This window comes from Bacillus sp. T3 (genome assembly GCF_033449965.1).
GTDB lineage: Bacteria > Bacillota > Bacilli > Bacillales > Cytobacillaceae > Bacillus_BU.
The window spans coordinates 3,852,830-3,874,393 of record NZ_CP137761.1 but is presented as its reverse complement, the minus strand read 5'-3'; the positions used below and the strand labels follow the sequence as shown (position 1 = coordinate 3,874,393).

Genomic DNA, 21,564 nt, shown 5'->3' with positions numbered 1-21,564 from the left:
TCAAGCGAATAAAACCAAAATAAAAGACTGGGAATTAATCCCCAGTCTTTTTTAGCGGTAATTCGTAAATTGAACATCGACAGTTAAATCAGCTTCCTTAACGGCTGCGATGATTTTTTGCAAATCGTCACGGCTTTTTGCAGTGACACGAATTTGATCGTCTTGAACTTGGCTTTTTACTTTTAAACCGCTGTTTTTGATTAACGCATTAATTTTTTTGGCGTTGTCTTTATCGATTCCTTGAACAAGTTTGGCCCGTTGACGGACGGTACCGCCTGATGCACCCTCTAATTTACCATAATCAAGGTTCTTGATTGGAACACCACGCTTGATTAGTTTGCTGAAAAGAACGTCTTTTAACTGATCTAGCTTATACTCATCGTCGGAAACAAGCACAAGGTCTTCTTTATCAAGGGTGACATCGCTTTTGCTGCCTTTAAAGTCGTAGCGTGTTTTAATTTCTTTCATGGTTGCCGTAACGGCATTTGTGACTTCAGAAAAGTCAACTTGGGATACAATATCAAATGAACTGTCTTTTGCTGCCATGGTTACCTCCGTAAACATTATTTCTTTTTATAAAATTAGCTCTGCAAACGATCATTGGAGTAAAAACCTCATGATTCGTTTCCCTTTATGTTCTCATTATAGTAAAATATAGCAGTTCAAACAACTTTAGGTAGAATGAAAAGTTAAGCAATTGGAGGAAATAACATGCCTTTATCAGAAAATGTAGGACATGTATTAGAATTAACTGTAACACGGGAATCGGAATTTGGTTACTTTTTAACTGATGGTACGGAAGATGTGTTAATGCATAAAAATGAAGCAAACAAGCATTATGGATTGGATGAAACGGTCGAGGTTTTTCTTTATACAGATTCTAGAGGCCGCATTGCCGCAACCGATACGATTCCTTTCGTAACAGTCGGAAAGTACGAATGGGTGAAGGTGACCGATGTTCAGCCAGGATTGGGGATCTTCCTAGATATGGGTATCCAAAAGGAACTGTTGTTAGGTGAGGAGGACTTACCGGCACATAAATCCGTTTGGCCAACAGTTGGCGACCTATTGTATGTAACCATTCGGGTTAATAAAAATCAGCGGCTTTATGCTAAACTGGCAACCGACCCGATTATGGAGGAAAAAGCTGTCGAGGCAACCGAAAAGGATTTCAACAAAAATGTCCATGGCTATATTTATCGCACGGCAAAGGTTGGCAGCTGGTTATTTACGGCTGAAGGCTACAAGGGCTTTATCCATGAGTCACAGCGCTTAACTGAGCCGCGTCTTGGTCAAAAAGTAGAAGGAAGAGTCATTGATGTCAAAGTGGATGGAACGATTAATGTATCCTTGCTGCCCCGTAAACAGGACCAATTGGATACAGATTCTGAGCGCATTTACGAATACTTAGAATCACGTAATGGGGCGATGCCTTATAGTGATAAGAGCTTACCAGAGGACATCGCGGAGCGTTTCAATTTAAGTAAAGGTGCATTTAAACGGGCGTTAGGAAAATTAATGAAGGACGGTCGCGTGTATCAGGAAGATCGTTGGACCTATATTAAGAAAGAAGAGGGAGACTCTGAATGAGTCGTCCCTCTTCTTTTTTGTAACCTATTTTATAGATGATCTGTTTTCTTAGAGTATTGATTCTTCCCTGCTTTGCGATTTTTTTCACGCATCATGTTTTTTTCATGGCGCAGTGCATTATTGTCTTGGGCTTTCTTATCATTATCCGATGTATGAGGCATATTTTTACATTCTCCTTTCAAAATAAATACATTTTATTGTCTGTCATTTTCGAAAGGAGTATGTAAATGAGATTAAGAAGGCATCTTATTTAAAAAGAAGATAGCAATGGTTCCTGGTCCGGTATGAGCCCCAATCGCTGAGCCGATATCCGTAATGGTGATGAAGTCAGGATGAAATTCCGATTCAATCATGGCTTTCACTTCCTGAGCGGTTTCTGCATTATCAGCATGGCTAATGCCAACGATCTGCTGATCCAAATGGTCGCCGCGTTCCTGCATCAATTGTATCAGACGGTGAAAAACCTTCTTTTTACCGCGAATTTTTTCAATCGGAATGAGCTTTCCGTCTTCCATATTGATGATGGGTTTAATGTTTAAGAGTCCGCCAACAAATGCAGAGGCTTTCGAGACTCGTCCGCCCTTGGCTAAATAATCCAAATCATTTACGGTTACTAAACTTTCAGTATGTTGGGAACGAAATTGTAGTCTCGCAAGTATTTCTTCCTTTGAAATGCCTGATGAAGCTAACTGAACTGCCTCCATCACAACTAAACCTTGGCCAAGTGAGGCGCATTTCGTATCAAGAATGGTCAAATTAAAATCAGGATACTCATCTTTCACTTGATTTAGGATCATTACAGCAGTTGCATAAGTACCAGATAACTGAGAGGAGAAGGCAATATAAATTCCATCCTGCTTGTTCTGGGCCATTTCTGTAAATAATTCCTCAAAGCGATTAGGAGGGACCTGAGAGGTTTTTGGATATTGTCCTGAGCGGATTGCTTGGTATACGGTTGCAGGCTCAATTTCTAAATGATCATCGTACTCCTTATCATCTAGCTGAACCTTTAATGGCAATAAAACAACATGGTTCTTTTCGTAATAACTAATTGGTAAATCTGCACCACTGTCAGTAATGATTGTTAATGCCATTTTTTCACCTGCTTTGTGAAATAATATTTTTATCTTAAGTTTAGCGGTTTCAATGTAAAAATACAATCATTCCTCATTTGTTCACAACAATTATCGGGGGTCATAAAATGGTCGTTATGGAACTAAAAAAATTCATAGTCGTCATCTTTGGAGCTTTGTTGAATGCCCTTGCGTTAAACTTCTTCCTCATTCCCGCTAATGTGTATTCAAGCGGGTTTAGTGGTGCGGCTCAATTAATATCAAGAATCATGACAGATTACACCCCATTCACCCTTTCCACTGGTGTTTTACTTTTCTTGTTAAATATTCCCGTTACGATTATTGGCTGGAAAAAGGTAGGCAGATCTTTTACAATTTATAGTTTTTGTAGTGTGTTATTGATGTCCTTTTTTCTAGAAATGATTCCAATAAAACAGGTATCAAAAGACATTTTATTGAATGCTGTTTTCGGTGGGGTCATCTCAGCTGTTGGAGTAGGATTTACCCTAAAATGGGGTGCGTCGACCGGAGGTATGGATATTGTTGCGATGCTCCTTTCTAGAATGAAGGATAAACCGGTTGGAACATATATCTTCACCTTGAACTCCGTTATTATCTTAATCGCTGGTTTATTGTTCGGTTGGGAGAAGGCCCTTTATACATTGGTCACTTTGTACGTTACTACTAGGGTAATTGATACGATCCATACGAGGCATGTAAAGTTGACGGCTATGATTATTACTAAAAAGCCTGAGGATTTGAAAAAGGCAATTCAGGCGAAGCTTGTTCGCGGCATCACCACAATCAATGTCAAAGGCGGGTTTACCAATGAGCCAAAAGAAATGCTGATGACGGTCATCACCCGATATGAGCTTTTTGATTTAGAAAGAATAATAAAAGAGGTCGACCCAGGTGCATTTACAAATATAATTCAAACAACAGGGATTTTTGGATTTTTTCGTAAAGACTAAGATGGGGTGAAGATGTGAAAAAAGGTTTCGTATGGTTTATGCTCGCAATATTTAGTCTAGTTTTAGCAACACCATCTACTCTTGGTCAGGCGGAGGAAGATGGAGAGAACATGATTCAGGTTGAAAATGCCGTCTTCCGAAACATTAAGGTGAAGGGCAAAAATGGAGAATATGTGATTGACGGAGAAGCGAGAACAAAGAATGGCACGTTTTACTATTTAGTTGAAGACGGGCATTATGAGTTTATATCTGAAACGAAAATAACAATGAAAGAAAAGCAACAGAAACAGAAATGGGCAAGCTTCAATATTATGATTAGCATCCCCAAAAATAAACTGCCGGACAACGGTACTGTTGCGATTTATTTTTATGAAAAAGATCAAAACAACAATATGATACATGTCCAAGCAACTGTTCTCGAACAATTTTAATAAAAGGAAAGAAGCGTGATTAGGGCAAATAGCCTCGAATCGCGCTTCTTTTTGACTAGTTACTGTAACTCTCAAGCTCACTTTGTAGTTGTCTAAGCTGCTCTTGTTCAGCCACGGTGGAATTTGCAAAGGCGGAGTTTAAAGCATTTTTCGCTCGACTAGTAGCCTGTTGCTTTTCGTCCCCTGACGCTGACTTGGCGATGTTGACAAATTTACGGGCTTCTTGAAATAATCGATTACCCATAGTTATATTCCTCCGATTGAGGAATTGTGGTCATTCGCCATTTTTCTGGCCTCAGCTTCAGCGTAGGTCGTGTGGTAAGGGATACGGTCATCGTGTTTTGTGACTGTCGTTGCACCTTGTGAAACAAAGCGTCTAGATTTATTCCGTTTACCCATTAGAATCCCTCCAACTGAGCTTGATTTTGAAGCAATCGTCTGCTTCATTCATTAGTATCTCCGTAATAAAGGGATTCATAAAGGTAAGAGTTGGTTGAATTTGTGAACGTTTTTATAGTACCTTTAAATTCAAGTATTCATTTAAATAAATCGCAACGCCATCTTCTTCATTAGTTAAGGTGATTTCGTTCGCAATATTTTTGGCATGATCGATTCCATTCCCCATAGCAATTCCTTTACCTGCAAATTCTAACATTTCTAAGTCGTTATCCTCATCACCAAAGGCAATCACCCAGGCTCTTGCGGAATTTGATAATAGTCACACGCACGTTTAATCCCAACTGCTTTATTTAGACCGTTCTTAATGATTTCAATTACATGCCAAGGGGCTGTCCAGCTTCGATGATCAATGACTTCTGCATGAACCGAAGAGAGATGGTCTTGAATATGCTTTAATTGATGTTCATCGGTATGGATTAACATACTCGTGGGCGATTGGGTTAAAAACCTTCTTAAATCTCCAGTTTTAATCTTCGGATTTCCCAGCTTAAGTAGTTCCATTAATTTTTCATCATGGTAGTGTAAATATACGTCATCAATGACTTCAGCGATAATATTATGAAAGGAATAAGAATCGAGTGCTTCAATGATTTCCTGTACAACATCCATATCGAGTGGTGAATGATAAATACCCCAATCCTCGTTTTGAGGGTGGTGAATAAATGCACCGTTAAAGTTTACAATAGGTGTATCCAATTCTAATTCGCGGTAGTACATTTCACTCGAGCGGAACGGTCTGCCTGTGGCGATCATGACGATATGCCCTTGATCACGGACAGCTTGGATTACCTTTTTCGTATTAGCTGTTATAATCTTTTTGTCGGTTAATAATGTGCCATCGAGATCTAATGCAATTAGGTGTTTATTCGTCATATATTCCCCTTCTCTTAAAGAATAATCGCTTTTTCCTTCTTACTTAGCTTAAAGGCTATTGTTTATTCTAATATGAATTAGGTGTTAAGCTTGGGAAAAAGTTTGTTAACATGGTAAACTAATTTTATGATTTTTATAAAAGAAAATGCAAATAGTAGGACCAAAAAGTTGTTACTAATGGTTAGGAGTGAATAGTATGGATGAAGCATTGAAAGAAAATATTATGGGTGCTTTAGAATTAGTCATCGACCCTGAGTTGGGTGTTGATATAGTCAATTTAGGATTGGTTTACGGAATTGAAATGGATGAGGCTGGCAAAACAACGGTGACGATGACGCTTACTTCTATGGGCTGTCCACTAGCTGGTACGATTGTTGACCAGATTAAAAATTGTTTGGGTGACATCCCAGAAGTTAAGGAAACAGATGTTAATATTGTCTTTAATCCACCTTGGACAAAGGATAAAATGTCACGCTATGCAAAGATTGCATTAGGAGTTCGTGATTAAAGGGAATAGTAATACGATGTAAACAATCAAATAAACAGTAACAAAGAAAGAACTTTGAACTATACCCTGGATAACGGACACTGATAAAAAAGTGCCCCTATCCGGGGTTTTTTGTGTTTCAATAGATTTAATGAATATGGGCGGAGGATTATCATGAGTAAGAATATTTATAATGAATTCCAAATTAAAGAGCTTGAGAAGAATCCTAATGTTGTGAGCGTTTCTGAAAGGTCAATCTCGTATAGTCCAGGAATTTAAGGTAAAAGCAGTTACGGATTACAAAAGTGGAAAAACACCATCACAAATCTTTATTGAACATGGCTTTGACCTCAACATGATCGGTAAAGATCAACCTAAACGTTGTCTTAGGCGTTGGAGGGATTCGTATAAAAGGTTTGGAGAGGATGGTTTCCTTACAGAACGCAGAGGCAAAGGGAGTACAGGACGCCCTTCTTCAAAGCATCTTTCCGTGGAAGAGAAATTACGAAAAGCTGAGGCAAGAATTAAATTCCTTGAGGCAGAGAATGACTTCCTAAAAAAGCTGGAAGAGTTAGAAAGGCAGGCGCTGAAGAAGAAACGATTTTAACGGCAGCTGAAAAGTTTTCTCTAATCGAGAAAACGTTAAGAATACATCAGTTAAAGAAAGCTGTTTCCTTCCTGTGTAAACTGGCAGGTGTAAGCCGTAGTGGCTACTATGATTGGTTGAAGGCTGCACCTTTACGTGCACAACGTGACGAGCAGGATGAATTGGATATAGAGTTAATCCAAGAAATTTTCATTAGCAAAAAGGAAAAAGTAGGTGCCCTCCAGATTAAAATGATTATGGAGAATGATTATACAGCCATAATGAATCACAAAAAAATTAGGCGTCTAATGGCAAAATATAATCTTGTAACCAAAGTAAGGAAGGCCAATCCCTATCGTAAGATGGCCAAGGCAACCCAGGAACATCGAACCTGCCCTAACCTTCTTAACCGAGAATTCAATCAGGAAGAACCAGGGAAAGTCCTGCTTACTGACATTACTTATCTCTATTTTGGAAAGGGTCAAAAAGCATATTTATCTTGCGTAAAGGATGGAGCTACAAGGGAAATTATTGCGTACCACTTGTCCACATCTTTAGAGATGGATATCGTCTATAAGACGTTAAAAAAGTTAAAAGTAGCTGTCAGCAATCATTTTCACCCAGAAGCCATGTTACATTCTGACCAAGGTGTCCACTATACGCATCCTCTATTCCAAAGCAAAGTGAAAAAGCTTGGCATAACTCAATCAATGTCCCGAAAGGGAAACTGTTGGGATAACGCACCAATGGAAAGCTTCTTTGGACATTTTAAGGATTTAGCAGAGTATAAATCCTTAGATAATTTAAAAGAGGTTAAGAGAGAAGTAGATCGAGTAATCGAAGAATATAACCATCACCGTTATCAATGGGGCTTAAATAAAATGACCCAGGTACAATACCTGGGCCACTTATTAGCTGCATAGGCGCTTTTTTAAACTGTCCGTAAACGGGGGCACAGTTCACTTCAGCATCTGGGGTTCTTTTTTTTGTGCAGGAAGAATTCACTAAAATATTCATACTTTTGTCAATAAACTATATATTATTGAGGTTGAGTTTATGTATGGTTAAGATATCGAAGTAAATTCGCGAAAGGAGTGTCGTGGTATGAGTATGCTAACTGTTCGAGATTTGAAGAAAAGCTTCGGAGCTTTTGACGCAGTTAAAGGAGTTTCTTTTTCTGTTGAAAAAGGAGAGGCATTTGGTCTACTTGGTCCAAATGGTGCTGGAAAATCGACTATCATTAATATGGTGACAGGGTTATATCCTCCTACATCAGGAAAAATTCAGTTAAAAGACATAAATGTATTAAAGAATACGAAGCAGGCACAAGCTGCAATTGGTGTAGTACCACAAGAAATTGCGCTTTATCAAGAGATGTCGGCGAAGGAAAACTTAAACTTTTGGGGAAGAATGTACGGACTTTCAGGAAAAGCGCTTGAACAAAAAGTCGATGAGGTGCTCGATATTATCGGCTTGGCTGATCGGGCAAAGGGAAAAGTAAACACCTTTTCCGGTGGAATGAAGCGGAGAGTGAATATTGGAGCAGCCATTTTACATAATCCAGAATTGCTCATTATGGATGAGCCAACTGTAGGAATCGATCCACAGTCAAGGAATCATATATTAGAAACGATTAGGAAATTAAATGAGCAAGGAATGACGGTTATTTATACAAGCCATTATATGGAAGAAGTGGAATACTTGTGTGAACGAATCGGAATTATTGACCACGGGGAATTAATTGCCTGTGGAACTATGCCCGAGTTGCGAGAAACAATTGGAGATCGTTCACGAATCATTATTACCGTTGATCAACAAGGAACAAATTCAACCGATATCCAAAGTTCATTAAGTAAATTATTTTCCGAAAAGGATTTTAGCATTCAAAACAATCAGTTAATGGTTTTTCATAAAGAGCCCCAGCATATTTTAACCAATTTTATACAATCTGTAACAAATGCAGGTGTAAAAATTACTTCTGTTGATATTGTCGAGCCGAATCTCGAAAGTGTTTTTTTACATTTAACAGGGCGAAGCCTAAGAGATTAGGAGGTGAAGAAAATGAGTTTTTTTTGGTTAGCAGTAAAGGATTTATTGCTTATTGGCCGTGACAAAAAAGCTTTTTTAACGCTCATCATGATGCCTCTTCTATTAATAGCCATTTTAGGTGCAGCATTTGGGAATGTATTTCAGGAAGAGGGAGATGTTGAAATCCCTAAGTTTACTTTAGGGATAGTCAACTTAGATGAGGGGACCGTTGGGGGAATTTTAGCAGATGAAGTGTTCGGTAAGGCTTTGCCCGACCAAATTCGTGTCAAAAATTTTAAACAGGATAAAATGGAGCAGAAAATCCAAGACCATAAGCTTTCTGTGGGAATTGTTATCCCGGCCAATTTCACGACATCCTTATCTACTGGAAAAGCTGCTGAAATAAAATTGATTTCTGTTCCAAATCCAGGTGTAAAAACGATGATCATTCAAAGTGTTATCGAGCAGTTTACGCAGAATTACACCGTAGAAACAGAAGCGATGAAGCAGTCAATGGAGAAGGCGCTTCAAGTGGGTATGTCAATCGAGGAATACCAAGCAAGCATGGTCGCTAAAACAGACCAAAATGCCGAAGAGAATCAAACAATCGACTCCCAGTTAAATGAAAAAACTGTCCAGGCTGAGTCAAAACCTGTTGGTTCCTTTCAATATTACGCAGCTGCAATGGGTGTCATGTTTTTATTAATGACGGTAGCAGAAGGTGTGTCTGCGATGATCCTTGAGAAGGAACAAGAGGTGTATAACCGCCTACAAGTATCAAAACTATCCTATCATCAATATTTAACCGGAAAAATGCTTGGTTTAATTACAATTAGCTTAATTCAAGCATTTGTCATCATAATCGGCACGACACTCATATTCGGTGTGGATTGGGGAGATTCCGTCGCTGGGGTCATTGTTATTACAATTTCCTTTGTGATCAGTGCTTGTGGGTTAGGGATTTTAGCTGGTTCATTTATTAAAAAAGAAAAAACATTCAGTGTTGCTTCTATGCTTGCAACACAAATAATGGCGGCAATCGGAGGAAGTATGGCACCACTATATATTTTTCCAGATTGGGCTGTATTAGCCGGAAAATTCCTACCAAATGGTCTAGCGTTGCAAACCTATATCGAGTTAATGTCTGGAGCTTCGTTAACTGATATTCTACCGGCAGTAGCAGGGATATTAGGACTTGGTTTTGTCTTTTTTATTATAGGTCTTGCCCGTCTTTTATTCGAAAGGAGGGGTAGCTATGCGTAGAATTTGGAGTATTCAATGGCTACATATGACACAATTTTTAAAAACACCTGCAGCATGGATATTGATGGTGATCATGCCTGCATTATTTAGTTTGATTTTTGGAGGAATGGCGCTTAATACAGAAAACAATAAACCAATTGTCAATATTGTTGATAGTAAAGGTGAATTGCATTCAGAAATTGTTAGTTTGCTTAAGCGAAATGATCAATATTTATGGAAATCAGTATCAGAAACACAAGCTAAAAAAAACATTCAAGAGCAAGAAGCCATTGCGGCCATTGTTATCCCAGAAAATGTAACGGAACGAATTAAAGCGACAGATCCACTATTTGATGTTATTGTGCAAAGAAAAAGTGAACAATACATGGGGTTGGTTCCTTATTTAGAAGGAAGTGCAAATGTCATCCTAAGTTCCTATCAGGCTCGAAATATAGACGATGAATCATCCGTAAAAGAGCTATTAAAATCGGTTGCAACAAGTAAGGGTGTAAAAGTTGATCATCAAATCATTCAAAAGGATAATGAAAATAAAGCGGCAGTCAATTTAATGTTTGTTGGTTTTGCCATTATGTTTATGATGTTTGGCCTTTCAGGAGCGGCGTCGACCATTTTGGATGAAAAGAGGGGTGGTACCTGGTCAAGACTGATGATCACCCCAGCGACAAAGCTACAAATTAGTTTCGGATATTTAAGTGCTTATTTTTGGATTGGCTGGATCCAATTTGCAATGCTGATGGTGATGACGAAATTCATGTTTGACACTGAATGGGGCAATTTACTCTATCTCATTCCTTTTGCTTCGCTTGTCATCCTTTGTGTTGTTGGCTTCGGCTTGATGTTAGCTGGGTTAGTTAAAACAAAACAACAAGCTATTGCCTTAAGTGCGATCGTGATTACGAGTACGTGTATGCTTGGAGGCGTATATTGGTCGATTGAGTTAGTGCCAGACTTCATGAAAAAGATTGCGCTAGCAACTCCACAAAGATGGGCAATGGCAGGATTTGAAGAAATCATAAGTGGCAGCCTACATACTGCGACACTAATAAAGGATGTAAGTGCACTTTGTGCTTTTACAATCGTCTTTCTTTTAATTGCCTTGCGTTTAGTTAAATATGAATGATGTTTTTCTTCAAAAAACTTGTATTTTAACCTATTTTCCCAAAAAACAATGGTGGTTTGTGAGGAAGTTCACTTAGAGTAAAGAAAAAGTGACTTATAATACAATCACAAGCACAATTGAAATGGAAAAATAGGAGGCGTAAAAATGGGATTTAATCGAGATTTTAATCGAGATCCGTTTATCGTCATATGGGAATTAACAAGAGCCTGTCAATTAAAATGCTTGCATTGCCGAGCTGAAGCACAATATAGAAGAGACCCAAGAGAGCTATCCTTTGATGAAGGAAAAGCATTAATTGATCAGATAAAAGAAATGAATGGTGCGATGTTAGTCTTTACTGGCGGAGACCCACTAGAACGCGCGGATGTTTTTGATATTGCAGAATATGCAGTAAAGCAAGGTGTGCGAGTTTCGATGACACCGAGTGCCACTCCAAATGTGACAAAAGAAGCGATAGAAAAAGCTAAAGATGTGGGGCTATCACGCTGGGCATTCAGTTTAGATGGACCAACAGCAGAAATCCATGATCATTTTCGCGGAACAGACGGTTCCTTTGATTTAACGATGGAACGGATTAAATATTTGCATGAACTTGAAATACCAGTGCAAATCAATACTGTAATTTCAAGGTATAACATTGATCATTTAGAAGAAATGGCAAAGCTGGTTGAAAAGCTAGAATGTGTATTATGGAGCGTATTCTTCCTCGTGCCTACTGGACGTGGTCAAACGAGTGATATGATTTCGCCTGTCCAGCATGAGCAAGTATTTACATGGCTATACCAATTGAGCAAGCGTGTGCCTTTTGATATTAAAACAACTGCAGGACAGCATTACCGTCGTGTTGTGATTCAACAAAAGAAGCGAGAAGCAAAAGAACAACCAACAGAAATCCAATATTTAGATGCGTTAACCGAGCAGGGACTAACCGGTTCAATCGATGGATTAGGAAGAGCTCCAAAGGGCGTAAACGATGGAAATGGCTTTATTTTCATCTCTCACATTGGGGATGTGTACCCAAGCGGTTTGCTCCCAATTAAAGTAGGAAATATTCGGGAGCAGTCACTCTCTGATATTTATCGTAATTCACCAGTTCTTCAGGAATTACGGAACCCCGATTTGTATAAAGGGAAATGCGGTCAGTGCGAGTTCCGTCATGTCTGTGGTGGATCACGCTCTAGAGCTTATGCGATGACGGGCGACTATCTTGAAAGTGAGCCATTCTGCGTCTATATTCCTAAAGCTTTAAGAAAAAAACAAGAGGTTTAGCATAATCTAAAGAGGCTAACCAGTGCGGTTAGCCTCTTTCTAAAATTTATCACTTATTCAATACTACAATAAATGGCTGGACAATTTTCACAATCAATTTCTTTCTTTAAATATTGCAAATCGTGGATGAATATTTTCCCTTTTTTAACGGAAATAATGTTCTCCCGTTTAAGCTCATTCAGGATTCGGTTGGTACTCTCGCGAGAGGTTCCGCAAAAATTTGCCAGTTCTTGATTTGTTAAGGGTAAATCAATTAAAATTCCGTCAGGCTTTTCAACACCGTAGCTATTAGTCATCCGAATAAGAGTAGAAAAAAGTGCTCCTCTTTTTCCGTTTAGAACGAGATCACGAAATTTGGTTTGCGTTTTTCGGAAATGGTCGCTCATCCATTTCATGAATTCAAACGCTAAGGAGCTGTTCTGAAAAATTTCTTTCTCAAGAACATCCTTACGAATCGCGGCTACTTCTCCATCTTCAATGACAAGACCACTTAACAAATACTTGGGAGTTTCCGTGAACAAGGTTAATTCACCACATAAATCATTTTCGCTGCAAATTCTTAATGATAACTCGCGGCCATCTGACGTAATTTTACTAATTTGGACTTTTCCAGATATAACGAGGTACAATTCTTCAGCTGTTGTCCCTTCCTGAAAAAGATAAGTCCCTTTTTTTGTATGAATGATTCGATCTGTAAATCGCAGTAATTCTTTTATCTGAATCGGTTTTGTGGCTTTTATTGTATCAGGCATTGTCATCACCCTTTAAATAATATCTTTCCCAAAATAAAAATCGATTATTTTCTCCTAATTCTAACACCGCTGTAGTGTTATTGGAAGATATCAACCATTGTGATTACTGCCAATCTGCAAACATTTTCAAAGGAATTCACAAAAACGACATAATGTGATAATTGAGCCTTTGTTTCCCGGGGCAATTGTCGATTATTCTTGTGGGATTATAGTATGTACGTATGTCCCATTATGTGAGATAATAAACAGTCAAAGAATGTTTTCACTATTATAATATTCATAAGGACTTCTATCGTATATGGAGTTGAACAATATGACAAACCAACAAGTAAGTGACCAGTTAAATCGACCTCTTCGTGATATCCGTATTTCTGTTATTGATCGCTGTAATTTTCGTTGTCAATATTGCATGCCAGCTGAGTTATTCGGCCCTGATTTTGCTTTTTTACCTAGAACCGAATTGCTGTCGTACGAGGAAATCCATCGCCTTGCCAGCCTTTTTATAAAGCTGGGAGTCGAAAAGATTCGCTTAACTGGTGGAGAACCACTATTAAGAAAAGATTTACCTGTACTTGTTGAAATGCTGTCCCGAATCGAAGGTCTTAAGGATATTGCGTTAACAACAAATGGTGTTTTATTGCCAAAATATGCCGAGCAGCTAAGAGAGGCTGGTCTTAAAAGAGTAAATATAAGTTTAGACAGCTTAAATGATGAATTATTTGGGACGATAAATGGACGTAACGTTGGTGTGGGACCCGTACTGAAAGGGATCGAAGCAGCAAAAAAGGCCGGACTGGGTATCAAAATTAATATGGTTGTGAAAAAGGGACTTAATGATTCTGAAATTATTCCAATGGCAACCTTCTGTAAAGAAAATGACTTAGAGCTGCGCTATATTGAATTCATGGATGTCGGTAGTACAAATGGCTGGAAAATGGATGACGTCATTACGAAAAAGGAAATATTTGAGCAGTTAAAGGGCCATTTTGAGTTTGAACCTGTTGAAGCCGCTTACTATGGTGAAGTAGCAAAGCGCTATCGCTACAAAGGAACAAAGACTGATGTTGGTTTTATTACCTCTGTTTCCGAGTCCTTTTGTTCGACCTGTACCCGAGCAAGATTATCAGCGAATGGACAAATTTTCACTTGCTTGTTTAATGGGAACGGACACGATATTAAGGGCTTACTCCGAAATGGAGCGAGCAATGAAGAGCTAGAGAAAAAAATCGTAGACATTTGGAATCATCGAGAGGACCGTTATTCAGATTTGAGAACTGAGGAAACAAGAAAGGCTCGCAAAAAGATTGAAATGTCATATATAGGCGGTTAACGAGCAGTAGCTCAATCCAGGTTGTTTAGAAGTTTTTTAAATAAACATAAGAAGTCTAAGCACACAGTCATTTCTAATGAATGCTGTGTGCTTATTTATTTGTTATATAAATAAAGAAACCCCCCAGCTCAGCTGGAGGTCTCCATCATCTTAATAAAAACGAGGGAAAAGAATATTGTTTTCTAGATGAACGTGCATGAATGTTTCAGATTCAAGCATTTCTAGACGTTTAAACACTAGGCGGTATGTTCCGCATGCCTCTGCTGGTGGAATATAATCAGAAGTAATTTTCCGAAGTTCACGTAAAATTGCTCCAGCATGATCGTGCTCTTTTTCAAGCTCCTTAATCTCATTAATCATCGCTTCACGCTCTGCGCCCTCAACTTCATCTAACTTTAACAGCATTGGAAATACAGTTGCTTCTTCTTTAGCTGTATGCTCTAACAACTCTTTCTTTAGCTCATAAAACAATTCATAAACACGAAGCAATTCTGGATGTGAATCACCGTGAACTTTAGCAACCTTCGTCACATAGGGACTAAGCATTGTAAGCTCCTCTTCAAGAGGACGGTGGTATTTCTCAATCACATGCTCAACTAAAGTGTTTGAATCTGTGTTTGTCCAAACTTCCATGTCAATTGGCTCACCAATGCTTTTTGCATAAACATCAGCTAATTCTGCCATTAATGTTTCCATATTTACATTGTATTCTGCTGCTGAATCTTTTAATGGACGATTTCCACCGCAGCAGAAGTCAATTCGATAACGTTTAAAAAGGTCTGCTGATTTTGGAATTTCATTTACAATATCTTTAACTAATGAAGTTTCTGTATATGGCATAGTAGTCATTATGGTTCCTCCTTAATCGGTCCCTTTGTTTCTATTGTTGTTTTTCTTCCTCTTTAGAATAAAGGAAATACTACTTTGTTATGGTGACCTAAATCACATGAAAAGAATGTTTTTATTAACACAAATATAATTAATAACAAATTCCTGAAATGAAAAATTAATCCATTGTGTGATAAACTTCATGTTGAATCATTTTATTAATGCTTATAATGTAATGGCAGTTAGCGAAAAATAAGAATTATTTTTAAACATGGCTTTGTTAAACATGTCTGTTGATTTCCGCTCCAGGTACTCCCTTTCCGCGGGGGAGTCTGGGAGCCTCCTCGGCGCTAAAGCGCCTGTGGGGTCTCCCGCGACACCTTCGCCCGCAGGAGTCTTGTACCTTCCGCTCCAATCAACAGAGTGCTCACAATCCAACTATGTTCTTTAACATAGCCTTAATCATTAGAAAGAAATATGTATACATACTTAGGAGTTGAACTGGATGTTAGATAGACGAAAACCAATTCCAATCGCGGATGCAGTTAAGCAAGTAATGAACTATCAAAAACAAGGACAGGTCGAATACGTGTCGATCTTTGAAAGCCATAATAGATTTTTAGCAGAAGACTTAACTGCAACAAGCGATGTACCTCATTTTGATCGGGCACCCTATGACGGATTTGCGATTCGTTCAATTGACTCAATGGGAGCTGGTCTAGATAATCCTGTTGAATTTGAAATCATTGACCATATTGGAGCTGGCCACGTTTCCGATAAGGAAGTAGGTCCCTTTCAAGCAGTAAGAATTATGACTGGAGCACAGATGCCAAAAGGAACAGATTGTGTCGTCATGCTTGAACTTGCTAAAGACATTGAACGCGATGGAGACAAATACATGTCAATCAAGCGTGTTTATAAAAAAGGGGACAATGTTTCGTTCACAGGTGAGGATGCGAAGAAGGGCGAGGTCCTAGTAAAAAAAGGAACGTTAATTAATCCTGGTATACAAGCAATGCTTGCTACATTTGGGTATGCGCAGGTTCCTGTAGCTAAAAAGCCAGTTGTGGGACTTTTTGCGACAGGTACTGAGCTCCTAGAAGTGGATGAACCGCTTGTTGCTGGAAAGATTCGCAATAGTAATTCCTATATGATCTCTGCTCAAATTGACCGAGCGGGTGCCGAAGTTCTGTACTTCGGAAAGCTTCCAGATGATTTTGACACTTGCTATGAAGCTGTTTCTGGAGCATTGGATAAAGTCGATTTATTAATGACTACTGGCGGTGTATCGGTCGGGGATTTTGATTTTATGCCAGCGATATATGAAAAAATGGGAGCTGAAGTTTTGTTTAACAAAGTAGCAATGCGCCCTGGAAGTGTCACAACTGTTGCGCAATATGCTGGCAAGTTATTATTCGGTTTGTCCGGTAATCCTTCCGCTTGCTATGTCGGGTTTGAATTGTTTGCTCGCCCGATTATTCGAACTATGCTTTGTTCCGACAAACCACATCTTCGTAAAGAAAAAGCGAACCTTGAGGTTGATTTTCCAAAAGCCAATCCATTTACACGATTTGTACGCAGTGCTACGACAATTGAAAATGGCCGCTTAGTTGCTGCACCAAGTGGTTTAGATAAATCTAATATTGTCATGAGCTTAGCTGGTGCGAATTCGTTAATGATTTTACCTGGAGGAACAAGAGGCTACGAGGCAGGAACGGAAGTGGAGGTATTATTGCTTGAAGACACAACCGGAAGCGCGTGGCCTTGGTAAGCAAAAACCATTAATTTTTCAGTTAGTTGGCTATTCGAATAGTGGCAAAACAACCTTTATGACGAAGCTTGTTGAATGTTTAAGCTTGGAGAATAAAAAAGTTGTGACGTTAAAACACCATGGACATGGCGGCCAACCTGAGGTCATTGCTAAAAAGGATTCGAGTCAGCACATTAACGCTGGTGCGCTTGCTTCTCTTGTTGAAGGTGAAGGTCGTATTGTGCTACAGTCTGACAGACTAGCATGGCCATTATCGGAACAACTAGAGCTATTGTCTTTTTTTCAACCAGACTTTATCTTCATTGAAGGGTACAAAAACGAGGATTACCCAAAGGTTATTTTGGTTAAAAATAGCGAGGATTGTGAACTACTTGATACTCTAACCAACCTCGTTGCCGTTTTTTACTGGGACGAAGCATATGAGACACTCCTAAGAAGAAATAATGAACTTCCCCTTTTTCATCTGAGTGATCAAGCGGGATTAAAATGGTTAATGGATTACTTGATTAACAAGCAAAGTAATTGTTAATACAATCAAATTATTACAAAATGAAGGCAATGATTGTGATTGCCTTCATTTTTTTATGATGCTGTGACGAGGTTCACTTATCGAAATTTGCTATTTTCATATAGTTAGGGCAGGAACAATGAAGGAGTGAGAGACATGCAATTATTTTTACCGAAACAGCATGGAGCATGGGCTATGCTGATCATTCCATTTTGGCTCGGTGTTGTTGCATCAGGCTTTTTGTGGCAGCATATTCCATTCTTTTTTGGATGGTTGCTTTTGTATCTTGCCACGTATCCATTACTGTTATTATTTAAAGGGAAGAAAATTCCATTTTATACGAAGTGGACAGTTATCTATATTATTCCTGCGCTACTTTTATTATTTATTGTTCTATTTTCGCGACCGTCTATCATTTATTTTGGACTGGTGATGATTCCGTTTTTCTTTATCAATGCTTATTTTTCAAGTAAAAATAATGATCGAGCCTTTTTAAATGATATTAGTGCGATTCTAGTCTTTTCGATTGCGGGCTTGGCAAGTAGCTATTTTTATAATGGTAGTATTAATGCGGCAACTATCCTAATTTTTATTGCATCGATTCTCTTTTTTATCGGCAGTACGTTTTATGTTAAAACGATGATACGTGAAAAGAAAAATCAGCATTTTAAATGGATATCATGGGGGTATCATGTTCTTGTGCCTATCGTTTGGTTTGTGATGGGGCAATGGATTGTTGGACTAGCCTTTATTCCAAGCTTGGCAAGAGCAGTTTATTTGTACGGAAAGCCGTATTCAGCGAAACAAGTAGGGATATTTGAAATCGTCAACTCAGTCATTTTCTTTATCATCATCGCCATCGCGATTCAATAATTCAATAACCAAAAAAAGAAGCTGACTAGGTTGTCAGCTTCTTTTTTCGGTTAAAATATATTACAAATTTCGATTGGGCAGTTTTCACAATCGATTTCTCTTTTTAAATAGTGGAGATCATGAATCGTAATCTGACCTTTATTGATTGAAATAATTTGATTTTTCTTTAAGTCGCTTAAGAAGCGATTCACGACTTCACGAGAGGTGCCGCAGAAATTTGCAAGTTCCTGATTAGTTAGATTAATATTTAAGAAGAGACCATCCTCTGTTTTCTCACCGTAGCTATTCGCCAGTCGGATTAGGGTCGAATACATAGCTCCTTTTTTCCCATTTAAAATTAGATCACGAAATTTAGTTTGTGTTTTTTGTTGTTGAATGCTCATCCATTTAATGAATTCAAGTGCAAGCTCGTGATTGTTCGTTAATTTCCCCTCGAGGTGTTGCTTGTTTATAACGGCGACTTCACCACTGCTTACAACTTTTCCAGTCATCATATACCTGCGAGAAGGATTAAATAAGGAAACTTCACTAATAATGTCGCCTGGAGAGCACATGCGCAGAGTTAGCTCCCGTCCATCTGGAATGATTTTAGAAACTTGAACATTGCCGCTTTGAATGATAAATAATTCATCAGCAAGAGTGTCTTCTTGGAACAAAAAGGTGCCTTTTTCCATTTTCTTTATAAGATAAATGGATTGAAACATCTCAGTAAGTTCAGTGGACAAATCTGTAATGGTTTGCATAGCATGACCACCTTTTTTAGATGTGTTTATAAATGTTGATTCAACTTTTGGAGCATGTGTAAATTTTATTTTCAAATAACGCGCCATTAAGGAAGATGGTGAATAAATCCTGTGATAATGGAAGTTAATAAGTTTTTACTCTATATCACTATAATTATATTGGAAACTAAGTTAGACAACAATATATTTAAATCTGTGTTCACATAATATTTAAAAAGTTATTGATTTTATTTTGCTAAATTTTTATAATGGTAGAAACGTTTAATTTATAAATATAAATAATTATGTTTAAATATACAGTACACTAGGAGGAGCAAAATGAATGTATCTATCATAGGAACAACAGGATATGGCGGTGGAGAGCTGTTCCGACTATTGTATCATCACCCTATATTCAATATACATTCAGTTCATACAACACGTGAAGAGATTCCGTTAACAAAGGAATTTCCGCATTTGAACGGCATGACTGATATTCAGCTTGAACATATTGATCCGGAAAAAATCGCAAAGCATTCAGATATTGTTTTCATTGCGGCTCCATCTGGAGTATCCAGTAAACTTGTTCCCGATTTTGTTGAAACAGGGATTCAAATCGTTGACCTATCAGGGGACTTACGATTAACTGACCCAGAGCAATATCGTAGCTGGTATAAGCATGAACCAGTTTCACAGTCTTTGCTGGATAAAGCGGTTTATGGATTACCAGAATGGAATAAGTCAAATATTACTAAAGCGAAGCTTTTATCCAATCCTGGCTGTTATCCAACAGCAACACTACTTGGCTTGGCTCCAGTCGTGCAGGAAAATATGATTGATCCCACTTCGATTATTATTGATGCGAAATCGGGTGCATCTGGTGCAGGACGGTCTGCTTCAAAAAGCCTTATTTTCTCAGAAATCAATGAAAATTTGCGGATCTATAAAGTAAATCAGCACCAGCACATACCGGAAATTGAGCAACAGCTGCAACGATGGAATGATTCTGTTGGCCCGATTACCTTTAGCACACATTTATTGCCGATTACTAGGGGGATCATGTCAACAATATATGTCAAGCTAACGAAAGAATACAATACTGAAAGCATTGTTGAATTATACAATGAAATATACAAGAATCAGCCTTTTGTAAAAATTCGGCCGATTGGGAACTTCCCTGAAATTAAAGAAGTGAGTGGGTCAAACTTCTGTCACATAGGTTTACACGTTGACGAGCGAACAGGACGCCTCACCATCGTATCGGTAATTGATAATTTGATCAAAGGCGCAGCCGGTCAGGCAATTCAAAATGCAAATATTATGAACGGACTTGATGAGAGTATGGGATTAGAGTTTATCCCGTTGTTTCCTTAAGGAGGAATAGCAGAATGCAAATTTTATCCGAAGTCGATAAAATCAAAACAGTTGAAAATGGAAGTATCCTTACACCGAAAGGATTTCAAACGGCAGCAGTAGCAGCTGGAATTCGTTACACAAAGCTCGACCTTGGTGTGATTTTCAGTGAAAAGTTAGCGAATAGTGCAGCTGTTTATACAACCAATCTCTTTCAAGCGGCACCAATCAAGGTAACGCAGGAAAGCATTGCAAGTGAAGGCGCTCTCCAAGCTGTTGTGGTTAATAGTGGTTGTGCGAATGCTTGCACAGGAACACAGGGCTACGAGGATGCCTTGAAAATGCGAGCATTAACAGCAGAGAAGCTAGGGATTAAAGACACATATGTAGCAGTTGCATCCACGGGTGTAATTGGTGAATATTTAAATATGGAAAAGGTTGCAGCAGGGCTGGAATTATTGTCGCTTGGAAATGCAAATGAAGATGCAGTAGCATTTCAAACGGCAATTTTAACGACTGATTTAATGATGAAAACATGCTGTTATTCAGCAGAAATAGATGGTAAAACAGTTACAATTGGTGGAACGTCGAAGGGGTCAGGAATGATTCATCCGAATATGGCGACAATGCTAGCCTTCTTAACAACGGATGCAAACATTTCATCAGAGCATTTAGCTGCCGCGTTAAAACAAGTAACAAACCAAAGCTTTAATCAAATTACAGTAGATGGTGACACATCGACGAATGATATGGTACTAGTCATGGCTAATGGAATGGCAGAAAATGAACCATTAACGCCTGATCATCCTGAATGGTTAACCTTTATGGGGCTTTTAGGCAAAAGCTGTGAAAGCTTAGCGAAGCAAATTGCGAAGGATGGAGAAGGTGCTACAAAGCTTGTCGAAGTTGAGGTAAAAGGAGCAGTGAATGACTCCGAGGCTCGTTGGGTAGCAAAACAAATTGTTGGTTCAAACTTGGTCAAAACAGCTATTTATGGAGCAGATGCCAACTGGGGCAGAATTATTGGGGCTATCGGTCAAAGTAATGCGAGCTTAAATCCAGAGACAGTCGATATCGCAATTGGGCCAATTAAAATGCTTGAAAAAAGCGAGCCACAAAAGTTCTCTGAGGAAGAAGCATTAGCTTATCTTAAAGAGGATTTTATCCAAATATTCGTGGATCTTCATTATGGAGACGGACAAGGAAAAGCTTGGGGCTGCGATTTGTCCTATGATTACATTAAAATTAATGCAAGCTACCGCTCGTAGGGGTAAGGA

Annotated in this window: 22 protein-coding genes and 2 pseudogenes; 15 read left to right on the top strand and 9 right to left on the bottom strand. The window is 38.6% G+C overall.

Features of this window, described 5'->3' with window-relative positions; all coding sequences use genetic code 11:
- Positions 1–51: 51 nt before the first annotated feature.
- A complete protein-coding gene (locus tag RGF10_RS19800) occupies positions 52–546 on the bottom strand; it encodes a YajQ family cyclic di-GMP-binding protein (protein WP_318505125.1) in 495 nt (164 codons plus the stop codon).
- A 165-nt stretch (positions 547–711) separates the two neighbouring features.
- On the opposite strand from RGF10_RS19800, the gene RGF10_RS19795 reads away from it, so the two are divergent.
- A complete protein-coding gene (locus tag RGF10_RS19795; protein ID WP_318505123.1) occupies positions 712–1,590 on the top strand; it encodes a CvfB family protein in 879 nt (292 codons plus the stop codon).
- A gap of 29 nt (positions 1,591–1,619) precedes the next feature.
- Here the strand turns inward: RGF10_RS19795 and RGF10_RS19790 are convergent, their stop codons facing one another.
- Together RGF10_RS19790 and RGF10_RS19785 are read right to left on the bottom strand one after the other, a co-directional pair.
- Positions 1,620–1,751, bottom strand: a complete 132-nt coding sequence (locus RGF10_RS19790) for a DUF3941 domain-containing protein (RefSeq protein ID WP_084029058.1) — start codon at positions 1,749–1,751, stop codon at positions 1,620–1,622.
- A 72-nt stretch (positions 1,752–1,823) separates the two neighbouring features.
- Entirely contained in the window at positions 1,824–2,684 is an 861-nt protein-coding gene (locus tag RGF10_RS19785; protein ID WP_318505120.1) for a DegV family protein, read from the bottom strand.
- Between the two features lie 107 nt (positions 2,685–2,791).
- Between RGF10_RS19785 and RGF10_RS19780 the strand changes: the two genes are divergently transcribed.
- Together RGF10_RS19780 and RGF10_RS19775 are read left to right on the top strand one after the other, a co-directional pair.
- Complete coding sequence (locus RGF10_RS19780) at positions 2,792–3,634, top strand: YitT family protein (RefSeq protein ID WP_318505119.1); 843 nt, start codon at positions 2,792–2,794, stop codon at positions 3,632–3,634.
- Positions 3,635–3,648: 14 nt separating this feature from the next.
- Entirely contained in the window at positions 3,649–4,065 is a 417-nt protein-coding gene (locus RGF10_RS19775) for a Gmad2 immunoglobulin-like domain-containing protein (protein WP_318505118.1), read from the top strand.
- A 55-nt stretch (positions 4,066–4,120) separates the two neighbouring features.
- Here RGF10_RS19775 and RGF10_RS19770 read toward each other — a convergent pair whose 3' ends face one another.
- From RGF10_RS19770 to RGF10_RS19760, 3 genes and pseudogenes are all read right to left on the bottom strand, one after another.
- Positions 4,121–4,309: a DUF3813 domain-containing protein gene (locus RGF10_RS19770; RefSeq protein ID WP_318505117.1), complete on the bottom strand. Its 189-nt coding sequence runs from the start codon at positions 4,307–4,309 to the stop codon at positions 4,121–4,123.
- Positions 4,310–4,311: 2 nt separating this feature from the next.
- A complete protein-coding gene (locus RGF10_RS19765) occupies positions 4,312–4,512 on the bottom strand; it encodes a hypothetical protein (RefSeq protein ID WP_318509685.1) in 201 nt (66 codons plus the stop codon).
- A 64-nt stretch (positions 4,513–4,576) separates the two neighbouring features.
- Positions 4,577–5,397, bottom strand: a pseudogene (locus tag RGF10_RS19760) (Cof-type HAD-IIB family hydrolase).
- A 196-nt stretch (positions 5,398–5,593) separates the two neighbouring features.
- Between RGF10_RS19760 and RGF10_RS19755 the strand changes: the two are divergent.
- The 6 genes and pseudogenes from RGF10_RS19755 to RGF10_RS19730 all read left to right on the top strand — a co-directional run bounded on the left by RGF10_RS19755 (position 5,594) and on the right by RGF10_RS19730 (position 12,150).
- A complete protein-coding gene (locus RGF10_RS19755) occupies positions 5,594–5,905 on the top strand; it encodes a metal-sulfur cluster assembly factor (protein ID WP_318505116.1) in 312 nt (103 codons plus the stop codon).
- A gap of 153 nt (positions 5,906–6,058) precedes the next feature.
- Positions 6,059–7,393, top strand: a pseudogene (locus RGF10_RS19750) (IS3 family transposase).
- Positions 7,394–7,580: 187 nt separating this feature from the next.
- Entirely contained in the window at positions 7,581–8,519 is a 939-nt protein-coding gene (locus RGF10_RS19745) for an ABC transporter ATP-binding protein (protein ID WP_318509605.1), read from the top strand.
- A gap of 12 nt (positions 8,520–8,531) precedes the next feature.
- Positions 8,532–9,761, top strand: coding sequence for an ABC transporter permease (locus RGF10_RS19740; protein ID WP_318505115.1), 1,230 nt, complete (start codon positions 8,532–8,534; stop codon positions 9,759–9,761).
- A complete protein-coding gene (locus tag RGF10_RS19735) occupies positions 9,754–10,881 on the top strand; it encodes an ABC transporter permease (protein WP_318505114.1) in 1,128 nt (375 codons plus the stop codon). Before RGF10_RS19740 ends, RGF10_RS19735 begins: the two co-directional genes overlap by 8 nt.
- A gap of 144 nt (positions 10,882–11,025) precedes the next feature.
- Entirely contained in the window at positions 11,026–12,150 is a 1,125-nt protein-coding gene (locus tag RGF10_RS19730; RefSeq protein ID WP_318505113.1) for a TIGR04053 family radical SAM/SPASM domain-containing protein, read from the top strand.
- Between the two features lie 53 nt (positions 12,151–12,203).
- Here the strand turns inward: RGF10_RS19730 and RGF10_RS19725 are convergent, their stop codons facing one another.
- Positions 12,204–12,902 carry a Crp/Fnr family transcriptional regulator gene (locus RGF10_RS19725; RefSeq protein ID WP_318505112.1) on the bottom strand — a complete coding sequence of 233 codons (699 nt, stop codon included), beginning with the start codon at positions 12,900–12,902 and terminating at the stop codon, positions 12,204–12,206.
- Between the two features lie 313 nt (positions 12,903–13,215).
- On the opposite strand from RGF10_RS19725, the gene moaA reads away from it, so the two are divergent.
- Positions 13,216–14,232: a GTP 3',8-cyclase MoaA gene (gene moaA, locus RGF10_RS19720; protein WP_318505111.1), complete on the top strand. Its 1,017-nt coding sequence runs from the start codon at positions 13,216–13,218 to the stop codon at positions 14,230–14,232.
- Between the two features lie 150 nt (positions 14,233–14,382).
- Here moaA and ric read toward each other — a convergent pair whose 3' ends face one another.
- A complete protein-coding gene (ric, locus tag RGF10_RS19715; RefSeq protein WP_318505110.1) occupies positions 14,383–15,081 on the bottom strand; it encodes an iron-sulfur cluster repair di-iron protein in 699 nt (232 codons plus the stop codon).
- A gap of 484 nt (positions 15,082–15,565) precedes the next feature.
- Between ric and glp the strand changes: the two genes are divergently transcribed.
- The 3 genes from glp to RGF10_RS19700 all read left to right on the top strand — a co-directional run bounded on the left by glp (position 15,566) and on the right by RGF10_RS19700 (position 18,212).
- A complete protein-coding gene (gene glp / locus RGF10_RS19710; protein ID WP_318505109.1) occupies positions 15,566–16,831 on the top strand; it encodes a molybdopterin molybdotransferase MoeA in 1,266 nt (421 codons plus the stop codon).
- Positions 16,797–17,360, top strand: coding sequence for a molybdopterin-guanine dinucleotide biosynthesis protein B (gene mobB, locus RGF10_RS19705; RefSeq protein ID WP_318505108.1), 564 nt, complete (start codon positions 16,797–16,799; stop codon positions 17,358–17,360). The genes glp and mobB overlap by 35 nt, the downstream gene beginning before the upstream one ends.
- A 135-nt stretch (positions 17,361–17,495) precedes the next feature.
- Entirely contained in the window at positions 17,496–18,212 is a 717-nt protein-coding gene (locus RGF10_RS19700) for a YwiC-like family protein (protein WP_318505107.1), read from the top strand.
- Positions 18,213–18,262: 50 nt separating this feature from the next.
- On the opposite strand, the gene RGF10_RS19695 is transcribed toward RGF10_RS19700, so the two are convergent.
- Positions 18,263–18,955, bottom strand: a complete 693-nt coding sequence (locus tag RGF10_RS19695; RefSeq protein ID WP_318505106.1) for a Crp/Fnr family transcriptional regulator — start codon at positions 18,953–18,955, stop codon at positions 18,263–18,265.
- A gap of 318 nt (positions 18,956–19,273) precedes the next feature.
- Between RGF10_RS19695 and argC the strand changes: the two genes are divergently transcribed.
- A complete protein-coding gene (gene argC, locus RGF10_RS19690) occupies positions 19,274–20,308 on the top strand; it encodes an N-acetyl-gamma-glutamyl-phosphate reductase (RefSeq protein ID WP_318505105.1) in 1,035 nt (344 codons plus the stop codon).
- Between the two features lie 14 nt (positions 20,309–20,322).
- Entirely contained in the window at positions 20,323–21,555 is a 1,233-nt protein-coding gene (gene argJ, locus RGF10_RS19685; RefSeq protein WP_318505104.1) for a bifunctional ornithine acetyltransferase/N-acetylglutamate synthase, read from the top strand.
- Positions 21,556–21,564: the final 9 nt, after the last annotated feature.

Coding starts and splice junctions, on each gene's coding strand:
- argJ (WP_318505104.1), top strand. CDS start 20,323: ATGCAAATTTTATCCGAAGTCGATAAAATCAAAACAGTTGAAAATGGA.
- RGF10_RS19740 (WP_318505115.1), top strand. CDS start 8,532: ATGAGTTTTTTTTGGTTAGCAGTAAAGGATTTATTGCTTATTGGCCGT.
- RGF10_RS19765 (WP_318509685.1), bottom strand. CDS start 4,512: ATGAAGCAGACGATTGCTTCAAAATCAAGCTCAGTTGGAGGGATTCTA.
- RGF10_RS19795 (WP_318505123.1), top strand. CDS start 712: ATGCCTTTATCAGAAAATGTAGGACATGTATTAGAATTAACTGTAACA.
- RGF10_RS19700 (WP_318505107.1), top strand. CDS start 17,496: ATGCAATTATTTTTACCGAAACAGCATGGAGCATGGGCTATGCTGATC.
- RGF10_RS19790 (WP_084029058.1), bottom strand. CDS start 1,751: ATGCCTCATACATCGGATAATGATAAGAAAGCCCAAGACAATAATGCA.
- RGF10_RS19755 (WP_318505116.1), top strand. CDS start 5,594: ATGGATGAAGCATTGAAAGAAAATATTATGGGTGCTTTAGAATTAGTC.
- glp (WP_318505109.1), top strand. CDS start 15,566: ATGTTAGATAGACGAAAACCAATTCCAATCGCGGATGCAGTTAAGCAA.
- argC (WP_318505105.1), top strand. CDS start 19,274: ATGAATGTATCTATCATAGGAACAACAGGATATGGCGGTGGAGAGCTG.
- RGF10_RS19770 (WP_318505117.1), bottom strand. CDS start 4,309: ATGGGTAATCGATTATTTCAAGAAGCCCGTAAATTTGTCAACATCGCC.
- RGF10_RS19735 (WP_318505114.1), top strand. CDS start 9,754: ATGCGTAGAATTTGGAGTATTCAATGGCTACATATGACACAATTTTTA.
- RGF10_RS19745 (WP_318509605.1), top strand. CDS start 7,581: ATGCTAACTGTTCGAGATTTGAAGAAAAGCTTCGGAGCTTTTGACGCA.
- RGF10_RS19730 (WP_318505113.1), top strand. CDS start 11,026: ATGGGATTTAATCGAGATTTTAATCGAGATCCGTTTATCGTCATATGG.
- RGF10_RS19725 (WP_318505112.1), bottom strand. CDS start 12,902: ATGCCTGATACAATAAAAGCCACAAAACCGATTCAGATAAAAGAATTA.
- RGF10_RS19785 (WP_318505120.1), bottom strand. CDS start 2,684: ATGGCATTAACAATCATTACTGACAGTGGTGCAGATTTACCAATTAGT.
- RGF10_RS19800 (WP_318505125.1), bottom strand. CDS start 546: ATGGCAGCAAAAGACAGTTCATTTGATATTGTATCCCAAGTTGACTTT.
- moaA (WP_318505111.1), top strand. CDS start 13,216: ATGACAAACCAACAAGTAAGTGACCAGTTAAATCGACCTCTTCGTGAT.
- ric (WP_318505110.1), bottom strand. CDS start 15,081: ATGACTACTATGCCATATACAGAAACTTCATTAGTTAAAGATATTGTA.
- RGF10_RS19695 (WP_318505106.1), bottom strand. CDS start 18,955: ATGCAAACCATTACAGATTTGTCCACTGAACTTACTGAGATGTTTCAA.
- RGF10_RS19780 (WP_318505119.1), top strand. CDS start 2,792: ATGGTCGTTATGGAACTAAAAAAATTCATAGTCGTCATCTTTGGAGCT.